At 60.1% G+C, this 25,834-nt stretch carries 24 protein-coding genes; 15 read left to right on the top strand and 9 right to left on the bottom strand.

Going from position 1 to position 25,834, the window contains the following annotated elements; genetic code table 11:
- Nucleotides 1–68: 68 nt before the first annotated feature.
- From ureA to ureC, 5 genes are all read left to right on the top strand, one after another.
- The gene (gene ureA, locus FEM54_RS01855; protein WP_017136777.1) at nucleotides 69–371 is read left to right on the top strand and encodes an urease subunit gamma; all 303 of its coding nucleotides are present in this window, start codon (nucleotides 69–71) and stop codon (nucleotides 369–371) included.
- 9 nt (nucleotides 372–380) lie between these two features.
- A complete protein-coding gene (locus FEM54_RS01850) occupies nucleotides 381–893 on the top strand; it encodes a GNAT family N-acetyltransferase (protein ID WP_017136778.1) in 513 nt (170 codons plus the stop codon).
- Between the two features lie 5 nt (nucleotides 894–898).
- Nucleotides 899–1,432, top strand: a complete 534-nt coding sequence (locus FEM54_RS01845; RefSeq protein ID WP_099548118.1) for a GNAT family N-acetyltransferase — start codon at nucleotides 899–901, stop codon at nucleotides 1,430–1,432.
- Nucleotides 1,429–1,734, top strand: coding sequence for an urease subunit beta (locus FEM54_RS01840; protein WP_012721964.1), 306 nt, complete (start codon nucleotides 1,429–1,431; stop codon nucleotides 1,732–1,734). The genes FEM54_RS01845 and FEM54_RS01840 overlap by 4 nt, the downstream gene beginning before the upstream one ends.
- A 113-nt stretch (nucleotides 1,735–1,847) precedes the next feature.
- Nucleotides 1,848–3,548: an urease subunit alpha gene (gene ureC / locus FEM54_RS01835; protein WP_099548116.1), complete on the top strand. Its 1,701-nt coding sequence runs from the start codon at nucleotides 1,848–1,850 to the stop codon at nucleotides 3,546–3,548.
- Here the strand turns inward: ureC and FEM54_RS01830 are convergent.
- On the bottom strand, nucleotides 3,545–9,559 hold the full coding sequence (locus FEM54_RS01830; protein ID WP_138449251.1) for an NEL-type E3 ubiquitin ligase domain-containing protein: 6,015 nt from the start codon (nucleotides 9,557–9,559) through the stop codon (nucleotides 3,545–3,547). The two genes, ureC and FEM54_RS01830, sit on opposite strands and share 4 nt — an antisense overlap.
- Before the next feature lie 103 nt (nucleotides 9,560–9,662).
- Nucleotides 9,663–10,601, bottom strand: coding sequence for a DnaJ C-terminal domain-containing protein (locus tag FEM54_RS01825; RefSeq protein WP_017136782.1), 939 nt, complete (start codon nucleotides 10,599–10,601; stop codon nucleotides 9,663–9,665).
- Nucleotides 10,602–10,839: 238 nt separating this feature from the next.
- Here FEM54_RS01825 and FEM54_RS01820 point away from each other — a divergent pair, with 238 nt between their 5' ends.
- Nucleotides 10,840–12,114, top strand: a complete 1,275-nt coding sequence (locus FEM54_RS01820; protein ID WP_099548114.1) for an Hsp70 family protein — start codon at nucleotides 10,840–10,842, stop codon at nucleotides 12,112–12,114.
- 123 nt (nucleotides 12,115–12,237) lie between these two features.
- Here the strand turns inward: FEM54_RS01820 and FEM54_RS01815 are convergent, their stop codons facing one another.
- From FEM54_RS01815 to FEM54_RS01805, 3 genes are all read right to left on the bottom strand, one after another.
- Complete coding sequence (locus FEM54_RS01815) at nucleotides 12,238–13,251, bottom strand: AI-2E family transporter (RefSeq protein WP_138449249.1); 1,014 nt, start codon at nucleotides 13,249–13,251, stop codon at nucleotides 12,238–12,240.
- Between the two features lie 191 nt (nucleotides 13,252–13,442).
- The gene (locus FEM54_RS01810) at nucleotides 13,443–13,745 is read right to left on the bottom strand and encodes a PsiF family protein (protein WP_017136785.1); all 303 of its coding nucleotides are present in this window, start codon (nucleotides 13,743–13,745) and stop codon (nucleotides 13,443–13,445) included.
- A gap of 72 nt (nucleotides 13,746–13,817) precedes the next feature.
- A complete protein-coding gene (locus FEM54_RS01805; RefSeq protein ID WP_017136786.1) occupies nucleotides 13,818–14,606 on the bottom strand; it encodes an AraC family transcriptional regulator in 789 nt (262 codons plus the stop codon).
- Between the two features lie 98 nt (nucleotides 14,607–14,704).
- Here FEM54_RS01805 and FEM54_RS01800 point away from each other — a divergent pair, with 98 nt between their 5' ends.
- Entirely contained in the window at nucleotides 14,705–15,592 is an 888-nt protein-coding gene (locus FEM54_RS01800; RefSeq protein WP_138449247.1) for a DMT family transporter, read from the top strand.
- Between the two features lie 113 nt (nucleotides 15,593–15,705).
- On the opposite strand, the gene FEM54_RS01795 is transcribed toward FEM54_RS01800, so the two are convergent.
- Entirely contained in the window at nucleotides 15,706–16,596 is an 891-nt protein-coding gene (locus FEM54_RS01795) for an esterase/lipase family protein (protein ID WP_138449246.1), read from the bottom strand.
- A gap of 76 nt (nucleotides 16,597–16,672) precedes the next feature.
- Nucleotides 16,673–17,314, bottom strand: coding sequence for an FMN-dependent NADH-azoreductase (locus tag FEM54_RS01790; protein ID WP_138449244.1), 642 nt, complete (start codon nucleotides 17,312–17,314; stop codon nucleotides 16,673–16,675).
- A gap of 137 nt (nucleotides 17,315–17,451) precedes the next feature.
- Between FEM54_RS01790 and FEM54_RS01785 the strand changes: the two genes are divergently transcribed.
- Together FEM54_RS01785 and FEM54_RS01780 are read left to right on the top strand one after the other, a co-directional pair.
- Nucleotides 17,452–18,348: a LysR substrate-binding domain-containing protein gene (locus FEM54_RS01785; RefSeq protein WP_138449242.1), complete on the top strand. Its 897-nt coding sequence runs from the start codon at nucleotides 17,452–17,454 to the stop codon at nucleotides 18,346–18,348.
- 98 nt (nucleotides 18,349–18,446) lie between these two features.
- Nucleotides 18,447–18,977: a ferritin-like domain-containing protein gene (locus FEM54_RS01780; protein WP_017136789.1), complete on the top strand. Its 531-nt coding sequence runs from the start codon at nucleotides 18,447–18,449 to the stop codon at nucleotides 18,975–18,977.
- A gap of 204 nt (nucleotides 18,978–19,181) precedes the next feature.
- Here the strand turns inward: FEM54_RS01780 and FEM54_RS01775 are convergent, their stop codons facing one another.
- Nucleotides 19,182–21,248, bottom strand: coding sequence for an AsmA family protein (locus FEM54_RS01775; protein ID WP_138449240.1), 2,067 nt, complete (start codon nucleotides 21,246–21,248; stop codon nucleotides 19,182–19,184).
- A gap of 346 nt (nucleotides 21,249–21,594) precedes the next feature.
- On the opposite strand from FEM54_RS01775, the gene FEM54_RS01770 reads away from it, so the two are divergent.
- Both FEM54_RS01770 and FEM54_RS01765 read left to right on the top strand, forming a co-directional pair.
- Nucleotides 21,595–22,005, top strand: a complete 411-nt coding sequence (locus tag FEM54_RS01770) for a hypothetical protein (RefSeq protein WP_099548110.1) — start codon at nucleotides 21,595–21,597, stop codon at nucleotides 22,003–22,005.
- Nucleotides 22,006–22,169: 164 nt separating this feature from the next.
- Nucleotides 22,170–22,802, top strand: coding sequence for a TetR family transcriptional regulator (locus FEM54_RS01765; protein ID WP_017136792.1), 633 nt, complete (start codon nucleotides 22,170–22,172; stop codon nucleotides 22,800–22,802).
- Between the two features lie 6 nt (nucleotides 22,803–22,808).
- Here FEM54_RS01765 and FEM54_RS01760 read toward each other — a convergent pair whose 3' ends face one another.
- On the bottom strand, nucleotides 22,809–23,297 hold the full coding sequence (locus FEM54_RS01760) for a C40 family peptidase (RefSeq protein WP_017136793.1): 489 nt from the start codon (nucleotides 23,295–23,297) through the stop codon (nucleotides 22,809–22,811).
- A gap of 339 nt (nucleotides 23,298–23,636) precedes the next feature.
- Between FEM54_RS01760 and ureE the strand changes: the two genes are divergently transcribed.
- From ureE to FEM54_RS01740, 4 genes are all read left to right on the top strand, one after another.
- Entirely contained in the window at nucleotides 23,637–24,137 is a 501-nt protein-coding gene (ureE, locus tag FEM54_RS01755) for an urease accessory protein UreE (protein WP_017136794.1), read from the top strand.
- Nucleotides 24,134–24,808, top strand: a complete 675-nt coding sequence (locus FEM54_RS01750) for an urease accessory protein UreF (RefSeq protein ID WP_138449239.1) — start codon at nucleotides 24,134–24,136, stop codon at nucleotides 24,806–24,808. The genes ureE and FEM54_RS01750 overlap by 4 nt, the downstream gene beginning before the upstream one ends.
- A gap of 9 nt (nucleotides 24,809–24,817) precedes the next feature.
- Nucleotides 24,818–25,432: an urease accessory protein UreG gene (ureG, locus tag FEM54_RS01745; RefSeq protein WP_017136796.1), complete on the top strand. Its 615-nt coding sequence runs from the start codon at nucleotides 24,818–24,820 to the stop codon at nucleotides 25,430–25,432.
- A gap of 23 nt (nucleotides 25,433–25,455) precedes the next feature.
- Nucleotides 25,456–25,834 (top strand): HupE/UreJ family protein (locus tag FEM54_RS01740; protein ID WP_138449237.1); only part of this gene is annotated, 379 nt, incomplete at its 3' end.

The following is a 25,834-nucleotide window of genomic DNA, read 5'->3' as shown; positions in this document are numbered from 1 at the left end:
TGTATAAGAGACAGTTCCACAGGGGATCTGCGGTGTTTTTATGAATGCTGTTTGAAGGACCTTGAACCATGGATTTGACCCCACGGGAAAAAGACAAACTGCTGATCTTCACTGCTGGCCTGGTGGCCGAGCGCCGCTTGGCGCGGGGTGTGAAGCTCAACTACCCGGAAACCATCGCCTATATCTCGGCCGCGCTGATGGAAGGTGCCCGCGATGGCCGCACCGTGGCCGAGTTGATGCACTACGGCACCACCCTGCTCAGCCGCGAGCAAGTGATGGAAGGCATCCCGGAAATGATCCCGGATATCCAGGTGGAAGCCACCTTCCCCGATGGCACCAAGCTGGTGACCGTCCACCAGCCAATCGCGTGAGGCCCGGCCATGATTCGTGATGCTACCGAGCAAGACCTGCCGGCGATCCGCGACATCTACAACGATGCGGTGCTCAACACCACGGCCATCTGGAACGAGCAACCGGTGGACCTGGCCAACCGTCAGGCCTGGTTCGCTGCGCGTCAAACCCAGGGCTATCCGATTCTGGTGGCGGTGGAAAACGATGAAGTCACCGGCTACGCCTCATTCGGCGATTGGCGCCCGTTCGAAGGTTTTCGCTACAGCGTTGAGCACTCGGTGTACGTGCGCAATGACCAACGCGGCAAAGGCCTCGGCCCGCGGCTGATGCAAGCGCTGATCGAGCGCGCCGCAACCTGCGGCAAGCACGTGATGGTCGCGGCTATCGAAAGCGGCAACCAGGCGTCTATTCGCCTGCATGAGCGCCTGGGTTTCATCACCACCGGGCAAATGCCGCAAGTGGGCATCAAGTTCGGCCGCTGGCTGGACCTGACCTTTATGCAACTGACGTTGAATCCGGGCGCCGAACCGCCCAAGGAGTGAGATCGATGAGCGCTACGCAACTGCGTCGAGTCAATGCTGAAAGTTTTGCCCACTACCGCCTGGGTTTGATTGAGCTGTTGCTGGACGCGGTAAAGCACGGCGCTTCAATCGGCTTTATGGCTGACTTCGATGACGCCCAGGCCCGCACCTATTTGAGCGGCGTGCAGGCAAGTATCGAAGAGGGCAGCCTGCTGCTGTGGGTGGTGGTACGCGATGAGCAAGTGATCGCCAGCGTGCAACTGGCGTTGTGCCTGAAAGCCAACGGCCTGAACCGCGCCGAAGTGCAAAAGTTGCTGGTACACAGCAGCGCCCGCCGCCATGGCCTGGGCCAACAGCTGATGAACAGCCTGGAACTCGCCGCGCGCCAGCACAAGCGCGGCCTGCTGTACCTGGACACCGAGGCCGGCTCCGGCGCCGAAGCCTTTTACCAGTCGCTGCGCTACACCAAGATAGGTGAATTGCCCGACTACTGCCAAAGCCCGGACGGGCGCTACACCCCGACCGCCATCTATTTCAAGACCCTGGGGCAACCTGCATGATTCCTGGTGAATATCAGATCCAGCCTGGTGACATCGAACTCAACGTCGGCCGGCGCACCGTCACCCTCAGCGTGGCCAACAGCGGCGACCGGCCGATTCAGGTGGGCTCGCACTACCATTTTTTCGAGACCAACGATGCGCTGACCTTTGATCGCGCCGCCAGCCGTGGCATGCGTTTGAATATTCCGGCGGGCACGGCAGTGCGGTTTGAGCCAGGGCAAAGTCGCGAGATCGAGTTGGTGGACTTGAGCGGGGGGCGGCGGGTGTTCGGGTTTGCCGGACGGATCATGGGCGACCTTTAGGGCCTCATCGCAGGCAAGCCAGCTCCCACAGTTGGAATGCGTTCCCCTGTGGGAGCTGGCTTGCCTGCGATAGCGATATCACATTCAACACCTATTTTTCAGGGCATACACACATGAAGATCAGCCGCCAAGCCTACGCCGACATGTACGGCCCCACCGTCGGTGACAAGGTCCGCCTGGCCGACACCGACCTGTTCGTCGAAGTCGAACAGGACTTCACCGTCTACGGTGAAGAAGTCAAATTCGGCGGCGGCAAAGTTATCCGCGACGGCCAGGGCCAGAGCCAACTGCTCGCCCATGAAGTGGTCGACACCTTGATCACCAATGCGCTGATCATCGACCACTGGGGCATCGTCAAGGCCGACGTCGGCCTGAAAAACGGCCGCATTCATGCGATCGGCAAGGCCGGCAACCCGGATATCCAGCCCGGCGTGACCATGGCCATCGGCGCCAGCACCGAGGTGATTGCCGGTGAAGGCATGATCCTCACCGCCGGCGGCATCGACAGCCACGTGCACTTCATTTGCCCGCAGCAGATCGAAGAAGCGCTGACCAGCGGCGTCACCACCATGATCGGCGGCGGCACCGGCCCTGCGACCGGCACCAACGCCACCACCTGCACCTCCGGCCCGTGGCACCTGGCGCGCATGCTGCAAGCCAGCGATTCGTTCCCGATGAACATCGGTTTTACCGGCAAAGGCAATACCAGCTTGCCGGAACCCTTGATCGAGCAGGTCAAGGCCGGGGCCATCGGTTTGAAGCTGCACGAAGACTGGGGCACCACACCCGCCAGCATCGACAACTGCCTGAGCGTTGCGGACGAGTATGACGTGCAGGTCGCGATTCACAGCGACACCCTTAACGAATCCGGCTTCGTCGAAACCACCCTGGCCGCGCTCAAGGGTCGCACCATCCACACCTACCACACCGAAGGTGCCGGTGGCGGCCACGCGCCGGACATCATCAAGGCCTGCGGCTTCGCCAACGTGCTGCCCAGTTCCACCAACCCGACGCGGCCGTTCACGCGCAACACCATCGATGAGCACCTGGACATGTTGATGGTCTGCCATCACCTGGACCCGAGCATCGCCGAAGATGTGGCCTTCGCCGAAAGCCGCATCCGCCGCGAGACCATTGCCGCCGAAGATATCCTGCACGATTTGGGCGCGTTCTCGATGATCAGCTCCGACAGCCAGGCCATGGGCCGTGTCGGCGAAGTGATCACGCGCACCTGGCAGACCGCTGACAAAATGAAAAAGCAGCGCGGCCCTTTGCCCGGCGACGGCCCGGGCAATGACAACTTCCGCGCCAAGCGCTATATCGCCAAGTACACCATCAACCCGGCGATCACCCACGGCGTCAGCCATATCGTCGGCTCGATCGAGGTGGGTAAGTGGGCCGACCTGGTACTGTGGCGCCCGGCGTTTTTCGGCATCAAGCCGACCTTGATCCTCAAGGGCGGCGCGATTGCCTCAAGCCTGATGGGTGACGCCAACGCCTCGATCCCCACGCCGCAGCCGGTGCACTATCGCCCGATGTTCGCCAGCTTCGGCAGCTCGTTGCACGCCACCAGCCTGACCTTCATCAGCCAGGCCGCCCAGGACGCCGGGTTGCCCGAGGCCCTGGGGTTAAAAAAGCAGATTGCCGTGGTCAAGGGCTGCCGCGATGTGCAGAAAACCGACCTGATCCACAACGATTACCTGCCGGATATCGAGGTTGACCCGCAGACTTATCAGGTCAAGGCCGACGGCCAGTTGTTGTGGTGCGAACCGGCTGATGTATTGCCCATGGCCCAGCGCTACTTTTTGTTTTAGGTCGCACGGGAGACGACACCCTCAGCCATGTCCAGCGGATGATCGAGCAACTCCTGACGGGTCAGCGTCTCGATCAGCGCGGCGTCTTTAATCTGCAATTGCAACTGAAGTTCGCCGGACCGATGCTTATAAAGTGCCTCGGTGATCGCGTTGGATTCAAACCTGCTCCGCAAGTCCGCCAGCTGATCGTGCAAGGGATGGCGCAGAGCGTCAAATTGCACGGCGTATTTACCGGTCAGGTAATCCTGCCAAAAGCCCCTGGACAGCAGCGCCTGAAGCTCTTGCGCGGAGTTATCCAGGGCTTTGATCGTGTCATAGGCAGTATCGAGCATCGATGCGGTCACGCCGCCCAAGTTGATATACCTGACCTGCTGCGGCTGCCCCGGTAGCTGGAGCCGATCCTTGAGGCCGTAACGATACGCCAGTCGAATTTCAACCTCTTCGGCCAGGCGCTGGGTATGGGGCAACTTATCGGCTATCGACACGCGGGGGTCATTGACGATGGCTTCGCTGCGCTGGATATCCGCCGACGCGATCTTGTCCACTTCGTGCAGGCGGAACAAGCCCCTGGATAACCTTGCCAGTTGCACGCCCTGGGTCTGATCCGTGGCCTGCAAACGAGCCTTGTAGGCCATTGTGCGCACTTCCAGGTTGCTGAAGGAGAAAGCCGCAAGGTCGCAACATCCTGGCTCACCGGCCAGGTCGAGGAGTTCCTTGCGCAGGGTTTCCGATTCGGCGGTGTCCTGGGTGATGCTTTCGATCACTTCCCAGACACGGCGCTGCAAGTCGGCGTGGCCGGCACCCGCCGGTTCCAGACGCTCAAGGATGTCGAAAAACGGGGCAGCCCTCGGAGCGCGCTCCAACGCCACCCATAGGGGCCGTTTGCTACTCGCCTCTTGCGTGGACATGCCTTGGGCCCAACGCAGAAATGGATCCTGCGCGCCAGCTGTGGGGGCCACACGGTTAGGGGCAATATCAGCCGTCAACCGTAGCATGTTCGGAAGAACCTCAGACATCAGCCCAGCCTCCTCAAGGCGCCGGCTGTGTTCGCGGACTTGTTGCCGGGTTTGCTCGGTCAAAGGGTTCTCGCCGATATCCGTCACACGAGTCACGCGTTCCGTCTGCGCCAACTGCTCATCCGACGGTGCAATGACTGAGTCCGGGATAGTGGTAATACTGTTTTGGCTCAGATCTACCCATAGCAGGTTCGTTCGTTCAACCAACCCCGCAGGCCAGGTATCAATCCCTGTATTTTTCATCTGCAAGGTACGCAAATCCGTCATTTGGCTGAAATCCGGCGTCAGGCCGAGGGGGTTATCATTGAGCATCAAGTCACTGAGTGTCGCTCGCGAGGACAGTAAGGCAGCCGACTCGGCAGTCAATCGGATTCGGTTGTTTTGCAGCGACAAACGGGCCAACTCGTTCATATTCCCCACGGCAGGCGGCAACTCGAACAAATGGTTATCCGACATGTCCAGCCAGCGCACACCTTGGCAGTGCGCCAGGAAACCTTCTGGTGACGTACGCAGGTTCAGGCGGTTCAGTTTCAGTGACGTCGGGCGAATGAAATTCGCGCCAAGGTCGGGCAGGCTCGACAGGCGCAACCCACTGAGGTCCAGTTCGACGTCGATGAGTGTGGCGTCGTTGCTCAAAACGAGGGGATTACCCGCCCTCCAGCAGCTCATGATGCGTTGCCTGGCGCGATCACGATCGTTGAACTCCAGCAGGCGCTCATTTCGCCCGACGCGCTCGTTACTCTGACGCTCGTTGGAGAGGTTCCAGGCTTTTAACTGACGCTTGAACGCTTTGAATTCCTGCTCACGCTGGGCCAACTCTGCATCGGCGCGCTCGCCCAGCGCCCAAATCATCTTCCGAGAAGTTTGCACGCTGTTGTCGGGATAGAGTTCCTGCATGACCCTGAGCCTTGGATTACCACTGTCAAAGGCGCCATCAAGGGCGCCTTGCAAAAGTTCGGGCCGCGTGCGCGTCAAGGTCTCCCAGTAGCGATCGAACTGCTGCCAATAGTCGGCAGGAAACTTATTGTGCTCAAGCATGACGACGTTGTTTGTCCGAACGATCGCTTCAAGCTGCTCAGGCGGTGGTGTCAAATGCTGTGGTGGAACCTCCTGCAGGCGGTTTTCGGACAAATCGACACGTCTCAATCCAGTCAATGCGGTTAATCCCGAGGGCCACTGCTCAATCTGCGTGTTACTGAGGTTCAACTCCACCAGATTTGGCATACCGCTGACATCGGGGGCAGCACCCAGCGGGTTACTGCGCAGATCAAGCGTGACAAGGGCGCTGAGGTTGCTCAGCATACGGCTGGTTGGTGGAGTCAACTCAAGATTATTACCGGTCAGGTTCAACGAAGTCAGGTAGCGCATTTCACCGATAGCACTGGGTAACTCGGTAAGCCGGCAACCGATCAGGGCCAAATGCTTGACGTGGGTGAACGATGTAAGGAAAGCATCAGTCTTGCCGGTCCAGCCGCTACCGTAGATCTCAAGCCCCTCAACATGGCTGAAGTCGACGCTTAGCAGTGGTAGTTCCAGATCGCCCCTCATCATCAGCTTCAGGGGGCCTTCACTCATAAGCCGCCAGTGACTCTTGATCTCGCGCGCGATATCGGACGCACCGGGAAAATCGGCATCCCAACCATCAGCACGCGGCGGCCCACTGGCGTAAACCCAGGCATCCAACTCCCTCGTAAACGTTTTGAACTCAGCCTTCCAGTGTTTCAACCCACCCTCGACGTCGTCGCCCAAAGTGCGGACAAACGCATTGACTGCCTCCTCGTCCATCAAAGGGAACAGATCGGTGACCTTCTCGTGTATTAAATCGACATCGCTATCGACATCACTGGCCGCCTGTCGGCTAGACCCGCCGCCGCCACCGAGTAATCTCAGCGTCGAATCAATCGTCGGTTTGCGCACCGGATACTCCAGCAACACCGTGCGCAGCGGCTCACGAGGCAAAGGCGACTGCTGGATCGCTGTCTTCAACTGCTGTGCATCGGTGAACCCGAGGCTCTGGCGTTCGGCGGTGGACAACAGGTCCCAGGTTGCCCCAAAGAAGTCCCTGGGCATGGGCGCCTCGAATAAACCATTGTCCTTGAGCACCAGGGCCTTGGTGGTGGTTGAATCCGGGGAACCGATAGCATCCAGCAACGTGCCTTGGGCCGAGTAGTGACGCAACTCCACCCGCGTTCCACGCTGCCATCCAGGCAAGGTTTCCAAAGTGCGCAAGGCGAGGCGCTGGCTGTCGATGCTTGCCAGAGTGTCCAGGTGCAGGCCTTCATAGGCACGCGATACCCGGGTTTCCTGCTCAAGCCACCTCGCCTGCTCAATACGTTCCTGGGGCAGAAACCCGGTATCTCGAAAGGTGTGCAACTGTTCAACGCTCAGCCTTCTGAGCAACTCAGTAGCCATCGACGCTGGCAGCCTGGGGTAAGTCGCCATGAGCAGGCGCACATCAGGATCGTTCGTGGCATTCAAGGCTTGATAGCGCTCTTCGACCAGCGAGCCCTTAAAGGTATCGACGACATTGGCGATGTGTTCACGCAGCTTGCCGGCCCGCACCGCCAGCGACTCTTCGGCACTGCCAGGGATGTCCCGGAGCGTGGGGTCCACGCCTTGCAAGCTGAACAGCACCTCATTGAGCCACTCACCGCTCGCCAACTGGTTGTCACGGACCACCACTACGCGTTTGGGGACAGCTGCGAAGGTCTCCTCCCACAAAATCCTGTTGTGGCTGTCCATGACCCGCAGCGGCGCATCAGGCAACATCCCTCGTCGACGCATGATTTGCAGCAGCAGCGTGAGGTCCGCCTGGGCATAGACGGCCGAGTCGCTGCTTCTCATTTGCTCGACAAACGTCGTCAGTGCCTGATGAGCCTTGAAGTGCTGGATCGTGTCATCCAACAACAAAGGCACCGGGTCATGCTCAACAAAGGTCTGGCGCAAGACGTTTTCCTCGACACCGCTGGCCATACGGGCTTGTTCCAGCGTCGCGGAGTCAAGCCCACGCTGTTCCAGCCCCAGGCGCCTCATCAGGGTCGGTTTGTCCCAGGTCAGCGGTTGCTCGATTTCATGGCTCCAGGCGCCAGCATGGTTATGCTCCAACTGCGGCTCATACGCACCAGGGCGGCTGGGGTGCTGGATGCGATACTGCCCAGTGACGGGGTCCTGCCCAACTCGATAGTGGTCACCCTCATGGTGCAAAATCAACTGGCCGTCGTGGGAGTAAAGGCCCAAAGCGTCTGGCCTGGCGTCTGTGGCCAGCTCGACAGGCGCCTTATAGGGCGCAAGATCAGGCTTCCACAGGCGGATCTTGCCGCCGGGCAACGTGACGGCTTTGAGCCGTTCAATGAAGGGTGACACTGTGAAGCGCAACGCCACCGCCTGCGCCGCCAGCGTCGCCAGGTTTTCCACCACGTCGGTAACATGCGCCCAACCTGCCTCGCGGTCGCCTTCACTGAGTTCGACCGCACCCTCAAAGACCTCGTAAAGCAGCTGACCGGCCATCACCCCGGCCATCACCAGGCCCAAGGGTGGCACGGCCATCCCCACCAGGTTCAGGCCGAACATGCCGATACTCAGGTAATGGGCTGCACGCCTTGAACTCGATGCCTTGTCAGCAGCCTCAGTGCTCACGGCCTGGTGTTGGGCATCGTTAAACAGTCGCGTGCGCAGACTGGCATGGCGATACACCCACAAGTCCGCAGCCCGCCAGAGGCCAGCGATTTCGATGGCCTGAATATTGAATTCGGGGGCTTTTATCGGAACGCGTACGGTCGGTTGCGGCTCCCCCAGCGACGAGCCGGAGGAAAAGAATGGGGCCGTCAGTAAACGTCCCCATTCCGAACGCAGCGCCTGTGAACCGAACGGTTGCGGTGGCGCATCCACCACGAGTTCGGTCAGCCTGCGGTAGTAGTAAGCGCGATCCTTATAGGCTACAAACTGGGCAAAAAGCTGCTGGTATTGCGTGGTTTGTACCCCCATGGAGCGGTCGGCACCCTGGCTGACGCTCGCGGTCAGGTGATCAGTCAATTCGTTGCGAAACTCATTAAACGTTTCATAACGCTTGATGGGGTGCTCGAGGTGGTCAGGAATATAGACGATAACCCAGCTCGAATAACGCTGCTTGGCGCATGGGGCGATGATCAGGCAGTCATGCAGGTGCAGGTTCATCAGGCTCAAGCAGCAGTAACCGACCGGCTGGTTGCCGATCACGATGTGCTTTTCGCCAGCCGTCACACGCATCAGCAAGGTGTAATCGGTGGTACCGATATCACCCTTGAGCAAGGCCAGATACGCCGCCGCCTTGAAGGCATCTTTCTGATGGCGGATGAAGCGATCCCGAAACTCGGCACGGGACCGTACATCATCAGGTATCAACTGCGCCCTGAGGTGAGCCTGGTATTGACTCCCCAAATCGAGATCACGGCATAACTGGGCGAACTCATGAATTTTCAGGGTCGTGGTGTGGCGTTCAAAGTGCTCGCGAGTATCCGGCTCGGTGATAAATCCCGAAACGCTATCGTAAAAACCGTCCTCGGCCTCCCGCGCCTCAAAGTTGCCCAGGGCAGCCTTGAGCAAGGAGAACGTCTTGACCCTGGAACCGCCGGTTTTTTTGCCAAAGGCGTCTTCAACCGGAACATACAGGCGCAACCAGGTTTGATTGACGTCCAGCGCATAACCGGCAGCCTTTAATGCCGCTTCCAATAACGGCTGGGCGAATGCTTCCAGCGCCTGGACTTTGCTTAGGGATTTCTCCAGCTCATTCAGGGAGTGGCAACGGCTCTCCAACAGCGTCTTGAGCTGATCCTTCTGCGATTGAGACGTGGCGTCGTACCAAGAGGGGATATTCGCGGGGGTCTGTTTGAGGGCCTGGCGCCGCTCAGGTGAACTGCTGACCAGGCAGGACGGGATCGCCTGTTTGATTAATTCGTAGTGTTGTCCCTGTTCACCGGGCGGGAGCGTGGAGGAGGCAATAACCTGAAGTTCGAGCATGGGATGACAACCTTGTGGTGAGAAAGATTGTCATCCTATGCAGTGCGTTTTTTTGCTGGAGCTAACTATTTAGCAAGCTCGAAAACTCATCGGGTCAGCTCGTTCAGAAGTGCTCACGGGGGTCGAAAGCGGCCTTTTCAGCCAGCGCCTGCCACAATGCCTTGACCTCATCGTCTCCAGCCTTAGGCATCACAGCCTTGAGCTGGATAAACAGATAACCGCGTTGCCCGGCCTTGTTCAACAAGCCATGGCCCTTTGCGCGCATGCGTTGGCCGTTCTGGCTGCCGGCCGGCACCTTGAGGTTGATCTTGCCGGTAAGGGTCGGCACTGCGACTTCCGCGCCCAACGCCAGCTCCCACGGGGCCAGCGGCAGGTTGATGATCAGGTTTTCGCCATCCACCTCGAACTTGGCGTGCGGCGCAAACTTGATGATCAGGTACAGGTCGCCATTGGCACCACCGCCCACACCCGGTGCGCCCTGGCCCTTGAGGCGGATGCGCTCGCCATCGGCCACACCGGCCGGAATCTTCACATTCAGGCTCTTGACGGTATTGCTGACATGCCGGCCAGACGCATCGTATTGCGGCACCTGGAAGCTGATCTGCTTGGACTCGGTGGACAGCGTTTCCTCAAGGGAAACGCTCAGTTGCATCTCCACATCCTGGCCCTTGCGCCCGGTAGGACGGCGCTGGCCGCCGCCAAAGGCGTCGCCGCGCGCGCCGAAGATCGAGCTGAAGAAGTCCGAGAAGTCGCCCGTGTCCTGGCCACCGCCATAACCACCACGGCTCTGCCAGCCCGGTGGCCCCTGGAACGGCTGGCCATGCTGGCCGTATTTACGCAGCTCATCGTACTCGGCGCGTTTGTCGGCGCTTTTGAGCGCCTCATAGGCTTCGGACGCGTCCTTGAATTTCTCTTCGGCGTCCTTTTCCTTGCTCACGTCCGGGTGATACTTGCGTGCGAGCTTGCGATAGGCGGCCTTGATTTCCTTGTCATCGGCGCTCGGCTCGACACCCAGAATCTTGTAATAGTCTTTGAAATCCATCGGCAGTTCACCATCCTTAATCGAGATCGCACAGCCCGGGGCACAACGTGCGCTGCTTTGCACCTGTTGAGTGGTGTGGCCTGGGGGTGCGTCAAAGTGTTATCGGCGCTAGCCGTATGCAACAGATGTGGGGGCAAATACCCAGCTTTCAAGCACGATTTAGCGGATAGTCGGCCTACGCATCTGCGCGCGAGTGACATACACTGCGCGGCCGTTTTTTAACCGGAACCTGGAAGACATGAACAACACATCCCCAGCCCGTGCCTGCGGCATCGACTTCGGCACGTCCAACTCCACCGTCGGCTGGATCCGCCCCGGCGAGGAGACGCTTATCGCGCTGGAGGACGACAAGATCACCCTGCCGTCGGTGGTGTTCTTCAACTTCGAGGAGCGCCGCCCGGTATACGGTCGCCTGGCGCTGCACGAATACCTGGAAAACTACGAAGGCCGGCTGATGCGCTCGCTCAAGAGCCTGCTGGGTTCCAAGCTGATCAAGCACGACACCAGCGTATTGGGCACGGCCATGCCGTTCACCGACCTGCTGGCACTGTTTATCGGCCAGCTCAAGAGCCGCGCCGAAGCCAACGCCGGTCGCGAGTTCGAAGAAGTGGTGCTGGGCCGCCCGGTGTTCTTCGTCGATGACGACCCGATGGCCGACCAGGAAGCCGAAAACACGCTGGTGGATGTGGCGCGCAAGATCGGCTTCAAGGACATCTCGTTCCAGTACGAGCCGATTGCGGCCGCGTTTGACTATGAGTCCACCATCGAGAAAGAAGAGCTGGTGCTGATCGTCGACATCGGCGGCGGTACGTCTGACTTCTCGCTGGTGCGCCTGTCGCCGGACCGTCGTCACAACGACAACCGCCAAAGCGACATCCTCGCCACCGGCGGCGTGCACATCGGCGGTACCGACTTCGACAAACAGCTGAGCCTGCAAGGCATGATGCCGCTGTTCGGCTATGGCAGCCGCATGAAAAGCGGCGCCTACATGCCCACCAGCCACCACATGAACCTGGCCACCTGGCACACCATCAACTCGGTGTACTCGCAAAAATCCCAGCTGGCCTTGGGCAGCATGCGCTACGACATCGAAGACACCGGCGGCATCGACCGCTTGTTCAAGCTGATCGAACAGCGTGCCGGGCACTGGCTGGCCATGGAAGTGGAAGAAACCAAGATCCAGCTGACCCACGAAGACAGCCGCCACGTGGCCCTGGACCGCATCGAAAAAGGCCTGAGCGTCGACCTGAGCCGGGCATTGTTCGAGTCGTCCATCGACGCGTTGCTGGAGCGTGTGCGCAACAGCGTCACGCAACTGCTTAACGATGCCTCGGTGAGCGTGGCCCAGGTGGACACGGTGTTCTTCACCGGCGGCTCCAGCGGCATTCCGGCACTGCGCCACAGCATCTCGGCGATGCTGCCGAATGCACAGCATGTGGAAGGCAATATCTTCGGCAGTATCGGCAGCGGTCTGGCGATTGAGGCGAGCAAGCGTTACGGCGCAATGGAGTAGATCGTTCCCACGCTCCGCGTGGGAATGCATCCTTTGACGCTCCGCGTCACGACTTCAACAGCGGACGCAGAGCGTCCAGGGCAGCATTCCCACGCAGAGCGTGGGAACGAGCTAACGGGCCAGTTAAACCATCCCCGCCAGCTTCAACTCACTCTTCAGATACGCATAGTAAATCGGCCCCGCCACCACGCCCGGCAGGCCGAATGCGGCTTCAAACACCAGCATCGCCAACAGCAATTCCCAGGATTTGGCACTGATCTGCCCGCCGACGATGCGCGCGTTGAGGAAGTATTCGACCTTGTGGATCACGATCAGATACCCCAACGCCGCCACCGCCACCCAGATCGACAGCGACAGCGCGACGATGGTGATCAGGGTGTTGGAGATCAGGTTGCCGATCACCGGCAGCAGGCCGACCAAGAAGGTCAGCACGATCAGGGTTTTGGTCAAAGGCAGGTGAATGCCGCAGAGCGGCAGTACTACGGCGAGGAACACGGCCGTAAACGCGGTGTTGAGTGCAGCAATCTTGATCTGGGCGAAGACAATGTTACGAAACGCCTGGACCAACAGGTGCAGGCGGTCGAACAGCGCGGCCGCCAGGGGTTTGCGTTTGGTCAGGTCGGGCACGCGCTGCAGGGCGATAATGGCGCCGAGCACCATGCCGATCAGCAGGGTGACGAACATGTGGGCGGCGTCTTTGCCGACCAGTTGCAGCTCGCTCAGGTGTTTGCTCAGCCAATCGCCGATGGCCACGCGGAATTCGGCGGCACTGGCGGGCAGGTAGGCGTCGACGAACGGCGGCAGTTGCCCGCGCGCGCGGTCGACCACGCCCATGAATTTGTCCAGGGAAGCCCCGGGGTTTTCCGCTTCGTGGAGCAGAAAGCTGATGGCGCCGGCAAAGATCAGGGTCAACACGCTGACGATCAAGGTGCCCAGCAACGCTACTGCCAGCCAACGCGCACGCCGGCCTTCAATCAGTCGCTGCAACTGCGGGGTAAGCATGTTGACCAGTTCATAAACCAGCAGGCCGGCCAGCAAGCTCGGCAACAGCTTGAGCGGCAGGACCAGCAATAGCCCGCCGAAAATGATGACGCAACTGACCAGCAACAACACGTGACGCTGAGAAAACGTTGGCATACAGCCTCAAAACGAACGGCGTTAAAGGATGGGCAGTCTGCCAGCCTTGAGGGAATCAAGCGAGAGGTCTGAATTGTGAACACCGTCAGTGTGGGAGCTGGCTTGCCTGCGATGGCATCACCTCAGTCTGGCTGATGCACCGCGGCGTCTGCATCGCGGGCAAGCCCGACTCCCACAAGGGATCCGTGTTGTTAGCTGCCTTTGAGGCAGGTGCTCATAAAGGTTTTACGCGCATCGCCAGCCAACGCCTTGGTTTTCGCCGAGGCATTGCAGTCTTTCATTTTCTGCTGCTGCGGGGTCAGGGTCTTGGCATCGTTGGCAGCTGGCGCCGACAGGCAGGTCTTCATAAAGGCCTTGCGGTCATCACCTTTGAGCGTCTTGGTGGTGGCTTGTGCATTGCAGGTGGTCATTTTATTTTGCTGGGCTGTGGCAGCGAAGCCTTGGGAACACAGCAGCAGGCCCATCATCAACAACGGAATACGCAGCATCTTCATGGAGTTTTCTCCCTGTTACCGCACCAAAGGGGCACGGCCTACGCAGCAGTGTAGTCAAAACCTGTTACATCTTCAGCGTCCGCGAATATTCGACCGTCGGTACTGCTCCGGGGTGCAGCCGGCGTGACGCTGGAACATGGCGATAAACGCCGAGGCCGTGCTGTAACCCAAGTCAAAGGCTACGTGTTGCACGCTGCGGTCGCTGTCCAGGGCTTCGATGGCGGCAAGATAGCGCAGGCGCTGGCGCCATTCGCCGAAGCTGATGCCCAGCTCGCGCACAAATTGGCGTGCCAAGGTGCGCTCACTCACATGCACCTGCTCCGCCCACTGCGCCAGCGGGCGATTGTCGCCAGGGTCGGCCTGCATGCCTTCGAGCACGCCGAGCAGCCCGGGGTGGCGCGCGTAAGGCAGAAAGCAATCATGCATCGGTGCCTGTTTGAGCTGGTCCACCAGCACCTGGGCCAGGCGTATATCGGCCTCACTTTGAGGAACATTGACGTCACGCTGGGCAAAATCGCTGAGGATCGCCTTGAGAATGTCACTGATCGCCAAGGTGCACGGCGCCTGCGGGAGTTGCGCGCACAATGCCGGGGCCAGGCCCACGGAGCGATACACAATCGCCTGGGCGTTGTAGGAGCTGTGCTCGGTATTGGGTGGGATCCACACCGCGTACTGCGGAGGCGACATAAAGCGGCTGCCGGCCACCTCCATGCGCATCACGCCATTGGCCGAATAGTCCAGCGAGCCCCAGCCATGCCGGTGCGGCGTACACTCGGTGTCGGGCGCAAATTCGGAGTAGCGGAAGTAGACCGGACTCGGCAGGCTGCGAAAATCCGCGAGGCGTACGGTGTGTCTGGCCATATTGTCTGGATACAAAGGTCGGTTGTCTGGATCGCAGTATAGGCTTCTATCCAGACAGGGGGATAATCGCGGCTCATCAACACACCTGGTTTCTTTCGATGCAATACGCGTACCCCCTGCTGGCCATCTTTATCTGGGCCGGCAACACCGTGGTCAACAAACTGGCCGTGGGCTCGATCTTCCCCGCAGAAATCGGCTTTTACCGCTGGTTGCTGGCGGCATTGCTGTTTACCCCATTCATGCTCAAGCCGGTGCTGGCCAACTGGGCGCTGATCCGCCCGAACCTGGGCAAGATCTTCATCCTCGGCGTGCTGGGCATGGCGGTGTATCAAAGCCTGGCCTATTACGCCGCGACGCTGACCAGTGCCACCAACATGGGCATCATCCTGTCGCTGATGCCGTTGATGTCGCTGACCGCTGCCATCATCAGCCTCGGCCAACGCCTCACCTTCGGCGCGCTGACCGGCGCAGTGCTGTCGTTCGCAGGCGTTGTCGTAGTGGTATCAGCCGGCAGCCTCGGCGCGTTACTGCAACACGGGCTCAACCTGGGTGACGCCATGATGCTGTTCGCCACCCTGGCCTACGCGGTCTACAGCACCCTGCTGAAAAAATGGCATTTGCGCCTGCCGCCGCTGGTGTTGCTGTATTTGCAGATACTGGTGGCGGTGGTGGTGCTGTTTCCGCTGTTCCTGTTCTCGGCCAAGGCCGGCTTGGGCTGGGCGAATATCCCACTGGTGCTGTACGCGTGCCTGCTGGCGTCGATGCTGGCGCCACTGGCGTGGATGCACTCGGTGAAACACCTGGGGCCAAGCCGCACCACACTGTTTTTCAACTTGCTGCCGTTGATTACCGCATTGATTGCGGCGGTGGTGCTGAAGGAAAAACTGGCGATGTATCACTTGGTCGGCGGCTTGCTCACCTTGGGTGGGGTGATTTTGTCGGAGCGTTGGATTACGCCGGTGCGCCGTGAGGTTGGCGTCGCCTGACAGATCGCTATCGCAGGCAAGCCAGCTCCCACATTCGATCGGGTTCCAACTTTGGAATGGGGCCAACTGTGGGAGCTGGCTTGCCTGCGATGAACGATAACCCGGTCTCCCGGTTAAACCCCCGCCGCCTTCAGCCGCCGCGCATGCTCGACAAACAACCGAATCGGCTCGGAGCCATTGCCCACCAACCCCAAGGATTGGTTGACGATATCGAAGTGATCCAGGGCGTAGTCATCGCCGATGACCGTGCCCAGGTGCGAGCTGTAGCGCCCGACCATGCCGTCACACTGGCCCTTCTCGCGCACAAAGCTGCGGGCGAACAACCGGCAACTGCGATTCGTGCCGTCCAGCAGGTTGCGCCCACGATCGGTCTTGCCCGGCTGCAAGGTGCCGGACCACGAGTAATAACGCACGCCATTGACCACTTCGGCGCCCTGCCCGCCCCAGGTAGCGGGCAGCCCTTGAGGATACTGGCGGTTAAACAACGCCACACCGGCACTGGTCAGCGAATGGTGCGAAGCCTCTAGATCGGCCTTGAAGCGCGGGCCGCGATAGCCGGTTTCCAGCAGGCCCATCACCCAGGCAACCAGGTGAAACACCGCGCTCATGAGCCTGCCTTTCACGCTGTCAGCCGGGTAATGGGCGTGGATATGGTCCGCCAGCTCCGAGCCATGGTTGGGGCCAGCCACCGACGTCACTGACGCCACCCACTCCGGGCGCCTGGCGGCGGCATAACGCGCGGTGAGCGCGCCCTGGCTATGGCCGATCAGGTTGACCTTGTCGGCGCCGGTCTCGCGACGAATCTGCGCAATGTGTACCAGCAACTGCTCGCCACGCACCTCGCTGGAATCCAGCGGCGCCACCTGAACGGCAAATACCTGCGCCCCACCCGCCCGCAGCGCCGGGACAATCCCGTACCAGTAAGGGAAAAAGCCTACGCGCACAAAGCCCAGCATGCCGGGTACCAGCACCAGGGGGTAACGCGTGGCGAGGGAATCGGGCATAGGGCGGACATCCTGGTAGGGGAAGCGATAACGCCATCCTAGACCAACCGACATGACTGCCCCATGACTGTGCCGTTTAGAAATTCCCGGCCAGATCGTGCAACTGGCGCTCGGCCTCTTCACAGGCGCGCAGGAACACACTTTTGTCCGATTCCTCACCCTCGGCGGCAATCACCTGAATGTCGTCGATACCGATGTAGCCCAGCACTGTGCGCAGGTGCGGGTCAGCGTGGTTCATCGCCTCGTTCTCGCCACCCGGGCCAAACCCATTGCCGCCTCGGCTGGTGATGATCAACGCGCGCTTGCCCTTGAGCAACGCCTGGTATTGCGCGTTGCCGTGGTTATCCAAGGTGATATCGAAGGTGAGGCCCATGCGCACAATCTGATCGATCCAGGCCTTGAGGCCGCTGGGTACGCCGAAGTTGTACAGCGGCATGGAGATGACCAGCAGCTCATGTTCGATCAGTTCGCCAACCAGTTGATCGCTCAGTTGCAGATCGGCCTTCATCACCTTCGGCAATGATTGCGGCTCAGGGTAGAAATTGGCCGCCACAAAGGCTTCGCTGACATGGGGAATGGCTGCGCGGCCGACTTCGCGGCGGGTCAGTTGGGCGCCGGGGTTAGCGGCTTGCCAGGCCTCCAGAAACGACTCGGCCAGACGCCGCGAGTGCGAACGTTCGCCACGCGGACTGGCATGAACAACAAGCATTTTTTTCATCTGTTAAGCCCTTCACGGAGTAGACTCAAGCAACCTGGATGGTCACCCTTTCTGCCATTCAATCTAGAGCTGTGGGTGCTCACCGACAAATGAGCAATAGTTAATCCGGATGAACTCAATTCATCCATGGAGTTGAGATGTTTGCCTCGCTGCCGCTTACTGCCCTGCGCACTTTTGAATCCGCATCGCGCCTGCTGAGTTTCAAGGCGGCGGCTGAGGAACTGTCGGTGACCCCCACGGCGGTGTCGCATCAGATTCGCTCGCTGGAAACCTGGCTGGGCGTGCCGTTGTTCGAGCGCCTGCCGCGCCGGGTGCGCCTGACCGACAGCGGCGAGCGGCTGTTTCGCAGTCTGCATGGCGCTTTGCTGGAGGTGGCCCAGAGCCTCGACACCTTGCGCCCACAACGCAGCACCGGGCACCTCACCGTCTCGACCACGCCCGCCTTTGCAGCGTTATGGCTGGTGCCACGGCTGGGGCGTTTCTACGCCGCTCATCCGGATATCAACCTGCGCCTGGACACCCAATGTGAGGTGGTCGACCTGCAACAGGACGCCAGCGTCGACCTGGTGATTCGCTACAGCCTGGGCGATCACCCCCATCTGTACGGCCAATGTTTGTTCGACGAGTGTTTTGCGGTGTACGGCTCGCCCGAGCAGGTCGCGCGCGCCAGTACCCAGGTACCGACCCTTATCAGTGTGCGCTGGCACAACTCCGAACTGTACGCCCTGGGCTGGCAAGCCTGGTGTGACAAAGCAGGTGAAGCTTGGCTTGGCCTGGGTCCGTTGCGCGAATACGACGAGGAACACTACGCACTGCAGGCGGCGATTGCCGGGCAGGGATTGGTGCTGGCGAGCAATATCCTGGTGTCCGAAAGCGTTGCCAGCGGTCTGCTGGTGCCCTATCGGCCGCAGGTCAGTGTGGGCGGTGCCGGCTATAGCGCGCTCTGTGTGCCGGGCCGTGAGCGGCATCCGCCGGTGCGGGCATTTTTCCAGTGGGTGCGGGAGGAAGCCAGGCTGTCCGGTCAGGCGGTGTGAAATCCGATAAAACTTTTTGCGCTGCCCGGGACTCACAACTTGGAGTGATCACGCCGACAGAGCGTGGCGCAAAACCGGATTAGCACCAGGAGATTGAGATGACCCAAGCAAACTTGACCGACGTTGCAACCCTGCGCAGCCGCGCCCGCCAGCACGTCGAGAACGGTGCCGTGACCGAAGGCTACGACGCCGACCGTGAGGAAATTATCCGCCTGCTCAATGAGTCGCTGGCCACTGAACTGGTCTGCGTGTTGCGCTACAAGCGTCACTACTTCATGGCCAGCGGCCTGAAAGCCAGTGTCGCGGCCGATGAGTTCCTGGAGCACGCCACCCAGGAAGCAGAACACGCCGACAAACTGGCCGAACGCATCGTGCAGTTGGGCGGTGAGCCGGAGTTCAACCCCGACCTGCTGTCGAAGAACTCCCACGCTCAATACGTGGCCGGCAACACCCTGAAGGAAATGGTCTACGAAGACCTGGTGGCCGAGCGGATCGCGGTGGACAGCTATCGCGAAATCATCCAGTACATCGGTGATAAAGACCCGACTACACGTCGAATCTTCGAAGACATCCTGGCCCAGGAAGAAGAACACGCCGATGACATGGCGGATATTCTGCAGGACCTGTAACGCGCTTCACCGCTGAACCCCATGTGGGAGCGGGCTTGCCCGCGATAACAATCTAACAGTCAGTGCCTGTATCGACTGTTACAGCGCTATCGCAGGCAAGCCAGCTCCCACATTTTTTTGCGCCGGGTCCTGATCGTTCCCACGCTCCGCGTGGTAATGCATCCAGTGACGCTCTGCGTCACATCCCCTCTAGGAGCGGACGCTTTACTTAACGGTTTTCGGCGCCTTGCCTTCCTTCATCTGTTGCAGCAACGGTGCGCACTGGTTGGGCTCATCCCCGCTCGGAGCGACCAACGCCAGCAACCCGGCAGCCGGGCCGGCGATCACACCCAGCGCGACCATGCCGGCACCCCGCAACATCAGCGGCACGGCCTTTACACCCGCATTAGGCTTGATAAACGGGCCATTGACGTACAACGGTGAACGCAGGGAGAACAAGCGAAAGCCCTTGGACTCTGGCGTGATGGTCAAGTCCAACTGCTCGGTCGCCATGTTCGCCGTGCCATCGATATAGATAATCGCGTTCTCGGTATCGAACACAAACAGCCGCGTCGTCGCCAAACCCGTCTTGATGCCAAAGTCTGCCGCCGCGCAGTTGATCTTCACTTCCTTGTCGCCAAACAAGCGGCCGACCACGTAGTTGCCCACGTTGAGCCCGGCAATTTCCATCAGGCCGCGGCTGATGGCGCCGTCATTGATCAGCATTTTCAGGTCACCGTTGGAGGTGCCCAACAAGGCCGCCACGGAGTTGCCGCGCCCGGAAATATCAGCGTCGCCGTTGAGCTCACCAAAGCTGGTCTTCATCGGTTCGAACGTCGGGAACAACTGCTTGAGCTTGAAGTTACGCGCGGTCAGCTTGGCGCGGCCTTCCATCGGCGTGATGCGCCCGTTCAAGCGAATCTGCGCATCCAGCTTGCCACCCGCCACGCCAAAGCGCAGGGGTTGCAGGCTCAGCTCGCCATCGTTGAGAACCAAGTGGGTGTAGAGGTCGGTGAACGGCAAGTCGGCGCTGTGCACGATACGTTTGCCGGTGAATTCCACGTCGGCGTCCATGTCGCGCCAGCGCTCGGTGTGGAACTCTTCCACCGGCAGCACTTTGGTCGCCGGTTGCTTGCTCTCGCCACCACGGGCCTTTTGCTTGGCGTTGGAGTCGGCACCGATCAACGGTGCAAGGTCAGTCATCAGCAGTTGGTTGGACACCAGCGTACCGCTGAGCTTGGGGCGTGGCTGGCTGGCGACGTAGCTGAGGTTGCCGTGGATATCACTGTTGCCGATCTTGCCGTTGAAGTTTTCATAGGTGAATGACGCGCCGCTGGCCTCATGCAGCTTGGCGATCAGATGGCCGTCGGTGGAATAGGCCGGAGAATCGGGCAGCGTCACGCCGGTCAGCGGGTAAAGGTTGCCCAGGCTACTACCGGACAGTTTCAACCGCAGGTCCAGGGCGCCAAGGTTCAGCGGATCGGTCAGGGTGCCGGCCAGTGCGATGCTGGTGTCGGCGATTTTCACTTGCGCTTGCAGCGGGAACGGCTTGGCCGCGTCCTGCAAGGCCAACAGCCCGCCTATCTTGCCGGTGCCATCGAGTTTCTGGCCGTGGTACTGGCCTTTGACCTTGAGGCCGAATGCGTAGTCCTGCGGCGCCGAGCCTTTTTCCAGGGCCTTCTTGGCATCCGCGTCGCCGACGATTTCACCGAAGGGAATCGGCTTGCCAAGCAGGTCGATGATCACATCCAACTGGGTCTTGAGGGTTTGGTCGTCGAGGGTCACGTGGCCCTTGTCGAAGCCGATGGAGCCGATGTCCACCACCCAGCTGGAAGGCTCGGCGTTGGGGTCTTTGGGGTCGAACTTGAAGGTCCAGTTGGCGCGACCGTCGGCAAGGCGCTGCAAGTCGGCGCTTGGCTCGGTGAGGTCGATACGCGGGATCACCACGCGCTGAGCCAACAGCGCCAGGGGCGAGATGCGCAGCTCAACGCGTTTGAGCGTGACCATCTGCGGTTTTTTTGACCAGTCCGGGTTGCCCAGGGTCAGGTCTTCGGCAATCACGTGCGGCCACGGCACCCAGGCACGCCAACCGCCTTCATCGGCCTCGCGCGCCCACACCACGGCGAGGTTGCCATTAATGGCAAACGGGCGATGCAATTCTTCGGAGACCTTGGCATTGAGCGGCGGCTTGATGCGGTTCCAATCAAAGAACACCAGCACCAAGACCACGATAGCGATTAACACAGCGAAGCTGGCGCAGCTCCAAACCACGATTTTACGAGTGCGCGTCATTGCACAGGACTCCTCAACACAGATAGCAAAACTAAAGCTTATAAGGCTACGACTGGCAAACCGCCGGGGGGTTTAACCCGATCAGCGATTTAGTCGCAAAAAGCCACATTCCTGATCGACCAGACAGTTTTCATCATCGACAGCGCACCATTGTTACCCAGGTTCGTGTCGAAAATACCCACCACGGTGCAAAAGCGCGGGCTTGAGAGGCGCGTTCTAGAGCCTCTGCGGGGAACAATCAATTCTGTTGATTATTACCATTGTGTTTATGAACTTTTATATCGACTTCTCGAGAGTAACATTAGCCCTGTACCCACTTTATCGCCCTCCCAAGGAGCAACCCATCATGAAACGCCAAATACTCGCTACTGTTCTGCTGTCGGTCCTGGCTTCCAGCGCATTTGCCCTGCCAGCCGCTGAACAAGCTACCCCACAGAACAAAGCTCAAGCCGTTCAGTCGAGCCAGACCCTGGCCCGCAGCGGTTCGCAAGAAGACGAAAACCGTGACTACGCCAAAGGCGCCGTTGCTGAAAACGGTCGCAACCGCCTGGAAGAGAAAGGCCTGGTAGAAGGTGGCGCTGAACAAGCCAACAAACGTGCTTACACCGAAGGCGTTGCTGAAGGTGGCCGTGATCGTCTGGAACAAAAAGGCCTGGTAGAAGGCGGTGCTGAGCAAGCCCACAAACGCGCTTACACCGAAGGCGTTGTTGAAGGCGGTGCTGACCGTCTGCAAGAACTGCATCAAGCACAGAGCTAACCCCGTGGTGGCCGAGAAAAAAGCCCGATCTGAAGATCGGGCTTTTGCTTTTATCTGACGCTTATCTGAACTGCATCACACCCCAACATCCCGCCAAGTTCGACGTAGCTGAAGCTGTTTTGCTAGAGTGCGTCGCTGTACTTGCCGACAAAGCCCGCCCGCCGATGCTGCCCCGCGCCGAACAGAAGCAACAGACCCGCCTCGCCTTGATGGACGCAGCCCGCCATCTGATGGAGTGTGGCCGTGGGTTCGGCAGCCTGAGCCTGCGCGAAGTGGCCAAGACCGCCGGGATTGTGCCGACCGGGTTCTATCGTCACTTTGAGGATATGGACCAGCTGGGGCTCGTGCTGGTCAGTGAAGTCGGCCAGACCTTCCGCGCCACCATTCGCCTGGTCCGTCACAACGAGTTCGTGATGGGCGGCATCATTGATGCCTCCGTGCGGATCTTTCTGGACGTGGTTTCAGCCAACCGTTCGCAATTCCTGTTCCTGGCCCGCGAACAATACGGTGGCTGCCTGGCCGTGCGCCAAGCCATCGGGGCGCTGCGTGAAGACATCACCAGCGACTTGGCTGCCGACCTTACGTTGATGCCCAAGCTCCAGCACCTGGATGCCGACGGCTTACATGTGATGGCCGACCTGATCGTCAAGAGTGTGTTCGCCACCCTGCCCGACATCATCGACCCACCGGCCCAGGCCCTGCCTGCCCACCTTACGCCCCAGGCGAAAATCACCCAGCAACTGCGCTTTATCTTTATCGGCCTCAAGCATTGGCAAGGGCTGGGCAGCACCGAATAAGCCCGGTCAGCCCGCCGTGTGGAAGCGCTTGGCGGTGGTGTAGTGCTTTTTCCAGTAGCTGTTGCTCAATGAATCGATACGCACGCGTTTGCCGGTGCTGGGCGAGTGGATGAATTTGCCCTTGCCGATATAAAGGCCGACATGGCTGACCTGTCCGCGCCCATTGCCTTTGAAAAATACCGCGTCGCCGGGCTTGAGCGCCTCGCGCTGAACAGTCGCGGCGCTTGATCGATGCATTTCTGTGGTGGTGCGCGGCAGGCGGATATTGGCTTCGGTCTTGAACAGGTAGACCAGGAAGCTGCTGCAATCAAACCCCTGGTTAACCTTGGTACCGCCGCTTTTATACGGCGTGCCGAGCAACTCATGGGCACGATCGATCACGTTGTCGATGGTGGCGGAAGGTTCGAAGGCCACAGGCGCTTTTAAATTGGCCGAGGCCGGTATGACGGCGCAGGACAAGCTGAGAATAAGTGAAACCAAAAATACTTTGAACATGATCGGCGTCGCAGTGGATTAAACACGGCGCACATCGTAATGAAACAGCGCGTAACTTTTTGAACGGCAAATCCTTCAATCACGTAGGACAAATCCGAGAAAAATCCAGTGCGAAACAGATGAAGGAAATTTCATCCTTTACGCAACGGTTCTCAACGAAAAGCGCCCCTATCCGGTGCTATAAATCCAATAGCGCACCAATTTGAAGCGCGACAGCCATTGGCTGACGCCCTATTCGGTGGCATGTCCGTGCTTGCCTACAGGGATTTCCCGCCCATACACACGGTTGGCAAGCCCCTTGCTCTAGCTCATTTATCGCTCATAGCTGGAAGCCTCCTGATGCTGGTGATCCACCGCCGAATCGCCCCCCAAGCCCTCTGGGCCGCCGAACTGCTGCTGAACTTCGAAGCCCGCAGCAAAAGCCGCCTGCGCTGTTTCAGTGCCGACGGCGAAGACGTCGGCCTGTTTCTGGAGCGTGGCCAGCCGCCGCTGCACGATGGCGAATGCCTGCAAGCGGAAGACGGGCGCGTGGTACGCGTGGTCGCCCGCCCTGAACAGCTGCTGCACGTGACCTGCAGCAACGCCTTTGAACTGACCCGCGCGGCGTATCACCTCGGCAACCGCCATGTGGCCTTGCAAGTCGGCGACGGCTGGCTGCGCCTGCTCGATGACTACGTACTCAAAGCCATGCTCGAACAGCTCGGCGCCACCACGCAAACCCTCGAGGCTCCGTTCCAGCCGGAACACGGTGCCTATGGCGGTGGCCATCATCATTCGCGTCATGGCGATGAAGACTTCAATTACCCGCCCAAACTGCACCAGTTCGGCGTGCGTCTATGAACCCAGCCTGGGCGCTGTTGCGTCTGGCCAGTCCGCAATTGCCGATTGGTGGCTACAGCTATTCCCAAGGCCTGGAGATGGCGGTGGAGAACGGCCGCGTCAATGATGCAGCCAGCGCCCGGCGCTGGATCAGCGACCAGTTGCTGCTCAACCTCGCCCGTTTTGAAGCGCCGCTGTTGCTCGCCCATTGCCGCGCCGCCGCCGAACAGGATTGGCCGCATTTGGCGCAGCTGTGCGAAGAGCACCGCGCCAGCCGCGAGACCCGCGAGCTGTATCAGGAAAGTCGCCAAATGGGCTATTCCCTGCAACAGCTGCTCAACGGTTTACCGGAGCTGGACGACGCCGCGCGCCACTTTCTGGCCCAACGTGATGAACCCCACCTGGCCCTGGGCTGGGCTTTGGCCGCCCGCGCTTGGCATATCAACCCCGATGACGCCCTGGCCGCGTGGCTGTGGAGCTGGCTGGAAAACCAATTGGCGGTGCTGATGAAAACCCTGCCGCTGGGTCAGCAAGCCGCCCAACGCCTGACCAGCCAATTGCTGCCCCTGTTGCAACAAGCCCAGCAGGACGCGGCACGCATCGACCCTCCCCATTTCGGCAGCGCCGCGTTCGGCCTGTCCCTGGCGTGTATGGCCCATGAGCGCCAATACAGCCGCCTGTTCCGTTCCTAGGAGACCTACATGAACACACAACCTTTGCGTGTCGGCATCGGCGGCCCAGTGGGCTCCGGCAAGACCGCCCTGACCCTGGCGCTGTGCCTGGCGCTGCGCGACCGCTACAACCTGGCGGTGGTCACCAACGATATCTACACCCGCGAAGACGCGGATTTTCTGGTGCGCAACCAGGCACTGGCGCCCGAGCGCATCATCGGCGTGGAAACCGGCGGCTGCCCGCACACGGCGATTCGTGAAGATGCCTCGATCAACCTCGAAGCGGTGGACCAACTCAACCGCCGCTTCCCCGGCCTGGACCTGATCCTGGTGGAGTCCGGCGGCGACAACTTGTCGGCCACGTTCAGCCCGGAACTGTCAGACCTGACCATCTACGTGATCGATGTGTCTGCCGGTGACAAGCTGCCGCGCAAGGGCGGGCCCGGTATTTGCAAATCCGACTTGCTGGTCATCAACAAGATCGACCTGGCGCCCCTGGTCGGCGCCTCGCTGGAACTGATGAACAGCGACACCACACGCATGCGCAACGGTAAGCCCTTTGTGTTCAGCAACCAGAAAACCGGCATCGGCCTGGATGAAATCGTCGCCTTTATCGAACGTCAGGGTTTGCTGACTGCAGCCTGATCACACCCCCAAAAGGAGCCTGTATGGGACTCAACAAAATTCTTGCAACCGCCGCCCTGCTGCTGGCACCGGCCCTTGCCTTCGCTCACCCCGGGCATGGCGATAATGTTCTGGTGGCCGGTATCAGCCACCCATTGGGCGGTATTGATCATTTACTGGCCATGGTCGCGGTTGGGTTGTGGGCCGCGCAGCAACAAGGCAAGGCGCGCTGGGCACTGCCTTGCGCGTTTGTCGGCACCATGCTGGTGGGCGGCCTGCTCGGCTTTGAAGGCCTGGAACTGCCGGCGCTGGAAAGCGGGATTGCTGCCTCGGTACTGGCGCTGGGCTTGGCGGTAGCGCTGGCAGTGCGGCCGCCGTTGTTTGTGGCGGTGGCGGCGACGGCGTTGTTTGCGTTGTTCCACG

Source organism: Pseudomonas edaphica (assembly GCF_005863185.1).
In the GTDB taxonomy this organism is placed as follows: Bacteria; Pseudomonadota; Gammaproteobacteria; order Pseudomonadales; family Pseudomonadaceae; genus Aquipseudomonas; species Aquipseudomonas edaphica.
Note: the sequence above shows the minus strand (reverse complement) of the source record. Positions and strands in the feature narration are given on the sequence as shown.

What these genes read in the sequence shown, in the direction of transcription:
- FEM54_RS01770 (WP_099548110.1), top strand. Translation starts at nt 21,595, where the DNA reads ATGAAACGCCAAATACTCGCTACTGTTCTGCTGTCGGTCCTGGCTTCC.
- ureE (WP_017136794.1), top strand. Translation starts at nt 23,637, where the DNA reads ATGCTGGTGATCCACCGCCGAATCGCCCCCCAAGCCCTCTGGGCCGCC.
- FEM54_RS01750 (WP_138449239.1), top strand. Translation starts at nt 24,134, where the DNA reads ATGAACCCAGCCTGGGCGCTGTTGCGTCTGGCCAGTCCGCAATTGCCG.
- FEM54_RS01800 (WP_138449247.1), top strand. Translation starts at nt 14,705, where the DNA reads ATGCAATACGCGTACCCCCTGCTGGCCATCTTTATCTGGGCCGGCAAC.
- FEM54_RS01840 (WP_012721964.1), top strand. Translation starts at nt 1,429, where the DNA reads ATGATTCCTGGTGAATATCAGATCCAGCCTGGTGACATCGAACTCAAC.
- FEM54_RS01830 (WP_138449251.1), bottom strand. Translation starts at nt 9,559, where the DNA reads ATGCTCGAACTTCAGGTTATTGCCTCCTCCACGCTCCCGCCCGGTGAA.
- FEM54_RS01765 (WP_017136792.1), top strand. Translation starts at nt 22,170, where the DNA reads ATGCTGCCCCGCGCCGAACAGAAGCAACAGACCCGCCTCGCCTTGATG.
- FEM54_RS01810 (WP_017136785.1), bottom strand. Translation starts at nt 13,745, where the DNA reads ATGAAGATGCTGCGTATTCCGTTGTTGATGATGGGCCTGCTGCTGTGT.
- FEM54_RS01760 (WP_017136793.1), bottom strand. Translation starts at nt 23,297, where the DNA reads ATGTTCAAAGTATTTTTGGTTTCACTTATTCTCAGCTTGTCCTGCGCC.
- FEM54_RS01850 (WP_017136778.1), top strand. Translation starts at nt 381, where the DNA reads ATGATTCGTGATGCTACCGAGCAAGACCTGCCGGCGATCCGCGACATC.
- ureG (WP_017136796.1), top strand. Translation starts at nt 24,818, where the DNA reads ATGAACACACAACCTTTGCGTGTCGGCATCGGCGGCCCAGTGGGCTCC.
- ureA (WP_017136777.1), top strand. Translation starts at nt 69, where the DNA reads ATGGATTTGACCCCACGGGAAAAAGACAAACTGCTGATCTTCACTGCT.
- FEM54_RS01785 (WP_138449242.1), top strand. Translation starts at nt 17,452, where the DNA reads ATGTTTGCCTCGCTGCCGCTTACTGCCCTGCGCACTTTTGAATCCGCA.
- FEM54_RS01825 (WP_017136782.1), bottom strand. Translation starts at nt 10,601, where the DNA reads ATGGATTTCAAAGACTATTACAAGATTCTGGGTGTCGAGCCGAGCGCC.
- FEM54_RS01775 (WP_138449240.1), bottom strand. Translation starts at nt 21,248, where the DNA reads ATGACGCGCACTCGTAAAATCGTGGTTTGGAGCTGCGCCAGCTTCGCT.
- FEM54_RS01845 (WP_099548118.1), top strand. Translation starts at nt 899, where the DNA reads ATGAGCGCTACGCAACTGCGTCGAGTCAATGCTGAAAGTTTTGCCCAC.
- FEM54_RS01820 (WP_099548114.1), top strand. Translation starts at nt 10,840, where the DNA reads ATGAACAACACATCCCCAGCCCGTGCCTGCGGCATCGACTTCGGCACG.
- FEM54_RS01780 (WP_017136789.1), top strand. Translation starts at nt 18,447, where the DNA reads ATGACCCAAGCAAACTTGACCGACGTTGCAACCCTGCGCAGCCGCGCC.
- FEM54_RS01790 (WP_138449244.1), bottom strand. Translation starts at nt 17,314, where the DNA reads ATGAAAAAAATGCTTGTTGTTCATGCCAGTCCGCGTGGCGAACGTTCG.
- FEM54_RS01795 (WP_138449246.1), bottom strand. Translation starts at nt 16,596, where the DNA reads ATGCCCGATTCCCTCGCCACGCGTTACCCCCTGGTGCTGGTACCCGGC.
- ureC (WP_099548116.1), top strand. Translation starts at nt 1,848, where the DNA reads ATGAAGATCAGCCGCCAAGCCTACGCCGACATGTACGGCCCCACCGTC.
- FEM54_RS01815 (WP_138449249.1), bottom strand. Translation starts at nt 13,251, where the DNA reads ATGCCAACGTTTTCTCAGCGTCACGTGTTGTTGCTGGTCAGTTGCGTC.
- FEM54_RS01805 (WP_017136786.1), bottom strand. Translation starts at nt 14,606, where the DNA reads ATGGCCAGACACACCGTACGCCTCGCGGATTTTCGCAGCCTGCCGAGT.